Genomic DNA, 2,430 nt, shown 5'->3' on the forward strand with positions numbered 1-2,430 from the left:
GCCGGAGCGCTGCGCGACGACGCCGATGAGGCGGCGCACGCGGTCGGGACGGCGCAGCACGTCCACGCCCTCGATCTCGGCGGTGCCCCGGTCGGGGCGGGTGAGGGTGGTGAGGATCTTGACGGCGGTGGACTTGCCCGCGCCGTTGGGGCCGAGCAGGCCGAAGACGGCGCCGCGCTCGACGGTGACGTCCAGGCCGTCCAGGGCGCGGACGCCGCCCTTGACGCCGCGGACGGCGTAGGTCTTTCCGAGGTCGTGCGCGCGCACGGCGCACGGGTCGGTGGTCATGGGACTCTCCCGTTCATGGGATCGGTGACGTGCCGATCCGGCGGCGGAGAGTCCGGCTAACCTTGTGGTGTCACCCAGGTCGCTGGCTCCGTTGCCGCGGATCGGCGTTCTGGTCTCGGGGCCCCGGCCCGGTGTTGCCGCACCGGCCGGGGCCCTCGACGTGTCGGGCCGCCGGGGACAGCGGCCTACAGGGGCGTGGTCAGTCGGCCTCCTCGGTCGGGTCGGGGCGGTCGGAGGGGTCGGCGGACGACAGGCGCTCCTGCTCGTGGAGCCAGTCGATCTCCTCGGGGACCTCGCCGGTCTCCTGGAAGCGGGCCCATTCGGCGAGGCCGGGCATGGTGCCGTCCTCGAGCCGGGCCAGCAGCGCCCGCACCCAGCCGATCTGGGCGGCGCTCAGGGTCCGGTGGTAGTCGGCCTCGATGATCAGCAGCTCCGGGAGCCAGGCACGGGCCTCGGCGAGCTGCCGGTCCTGCTCGGCAAGCTGGGCCTCCAGCGTCTCCAGGCGACGGCGCAGCAGGTCGGTGAACTCGCGCGGGTGCAGGAGGGCGACGTCGGAGAGCGCGGCCTCGAAGCGCGAGTACTCGCGTTCGGGGACGGCGACCAGCTCGCGCAGCCAGTCGGCGAGCTCGGCGCGGCCCTCGGGGGTGATCGCGTAGACCGTCCGGTCCGGCTGGTTGCCCTGCCGGACGGTGCCGGTCGCCTTGATCATCCCGTGCTTCTCCAGGTTGCGCACGACCGTGTAGAAGGACCCCCAGTTGATCTTCACGGCGGCGTCCTTGCCGCGCCGCCGCAGCGTGGAGGCGACCTCGTAGGGGTACATCGGGCGCTCGCTGAGGGTGCTCAGCACCGGCAGTGCCAGCAGGTTGCCGACCTTGCGCCGCTTCGCCACCGAACCGCCTCCGCTCACGGGCCGATGCCGCCGGCCCTGCACCACTCGCACGCGAGTACTCGCGGACGAGTACTCGCCCACGAGCATACGCCTCGCCGGGGCGCCGTCCACCCGTTCCGGAAAGGTCCGCCGGTTCCGGTCACCCCTATCGGCGACCGCCGGATGCCCGCTTCGCGCCGTCCGATTTGCCCCCTCCTGCGACCGGCGCCCGCGGTCGGCGCCTCCCGTCGCTTATACCGATCGGTATGTCTCCTCTCTGAAGCGTTCCATCGTTGAGGGTTTCCCGCCCTTTCGGAAGCGTACGGATTCGCTCCGGGATAACACTTTCAGAGCGTTATCTGACGCGTACGGTCGAGGCTCCGAACACGCACTCACAAAAGGGGGCGCGGTGGGCATCAACGGCTGCATGGAGCAGATCATGACGATTCCGGGGGCGCGCGGCGCGACCCTGGTCGACTGCTCCACCGGCCTGGCGGTGGCCGCCTCCGGCGGCGCCGGGGCGCTCGACCCGCACGAGGACGCGGCGGGCACCACCGACGTGGTCCGGGCGGCGCTGGCCAGCCCGGCGCTCAGCGCCTCGCCGGCCGGTGACGACATCCACGAGATCATCGTCTCCGCGACGTTCGGGTACCACCTGCTCGTCTGCGTCGGCCGGACGTTCGACATCCAGCTCTTCCTCCACGTCGTCCTCGACCGGGACACCGGGAATCTGGCACTGGCACGGCTGCGGGTCCGGGAAATCGTCGACCTGCTCGCGGAGGACCGCGATGACATCTGAGTTCCCCGGCGCGCGACCGGCCGGGACTCCGGGGAATTCGCGGGCCGCTTTCCCGGTACGAGGGGAATCCGCCGCCGCCGGTACCGGAAGGGCGGAGCCGCCGCCTCCGCCTTCGTCCACGCCCCCGTCCGCGCCTTCCTCCGGGCCGTCTGCCCAGGGCGGGCAGGCGTCCTCCGGCGGGTCCGCCGCCGCGCCGGCGGCCGAGGAGGGCGCCGCCGGGCTGGCGGAGCTGCTGCTGCGCCTGGAACGGGAGCGCCGCTCGGGCGAGGTCGGCTGCGGCATGGAGGGGCGCGTCCTGCTGTCGGAGGGGCTGGTGTGCCGGGCCGAGTCACGCCGCGCCACACCCCTGGCCATGCTCCGCACGGCCGACGGGCCCGTCGAGGAGCAGCCGTGGTGGCCCGGCAACGGCGGAGCGCCCGACGACCCGGCCGCCGGACCGGACGAGGCGTCCCCGCTGAAGGTCTACGCGCTGGCG

At 73.3% G+C, this 2,430-nt stretch carries 3 protein-coding genes and 1 pseudogene; 2 read left to right on the plus strand and 2 right to left on the minus strand.

The features are described 5' to 3' along the window. Positions 1–288 (minus strand): ATP-binding cassette domain-containing protein (locus tag AB0J52_RS36360; RefSeq protein WP_500187452.1); only part of this gene is annotated, 288 nt, incomplete at its 3' end. A 199-nt stretch (positions 289–487) separates the two neighbouring features. Then, positions 488–1,177 (minus strand): PadR family transcriptional regulator, encoded by a 690-nt coding sequence (locus AB0J52_RS36365; RefSeq protein ID WP_500187453.1) that lies wholly within the window; start codon positions 1,175–1,177, stop codon positions 488–490. Positions 1,178–1,565: 388 nt separating this feature from the next. Here AB0J52_RS36365 and AB0J52_RS36370 point away from each other — a divergent pair, with 388 nt between their 5' ends. Together AB0J52_RS36370 and AB0J52_RS36375 are read left to right on the plus strand one after the other, a co-directional pair. Then, positions 1,566–1,955 (plus strand): hypothetical protein, encoded by a 390-nt coding sequence (locus AB0J52_RS36370; protein ID WP_500187454.1) that lies wholly within the window; start codon positions 1,566–1,568, stop codon positions 1,953–1,955. Continuing rightward, a pseudogene (locus tag AB0J52_RS36375) lies at positions 1,945–2,430 on the plus strand (hypothetical protein); the annotation flags it as partial. The gene AB0J52_RS36370 and the pseudogene AB0J52_RS36375, both read left to right, overlap by 11 nt.

Source organism: Spirillospora sp. NPDC049652 (genome assembly GCF_040675125.1).
GTDB lineage: Bacteria > Actinomycetota > Actinomycetes > Streptosporangiales > Streptosporangiaceae > Spirillospora.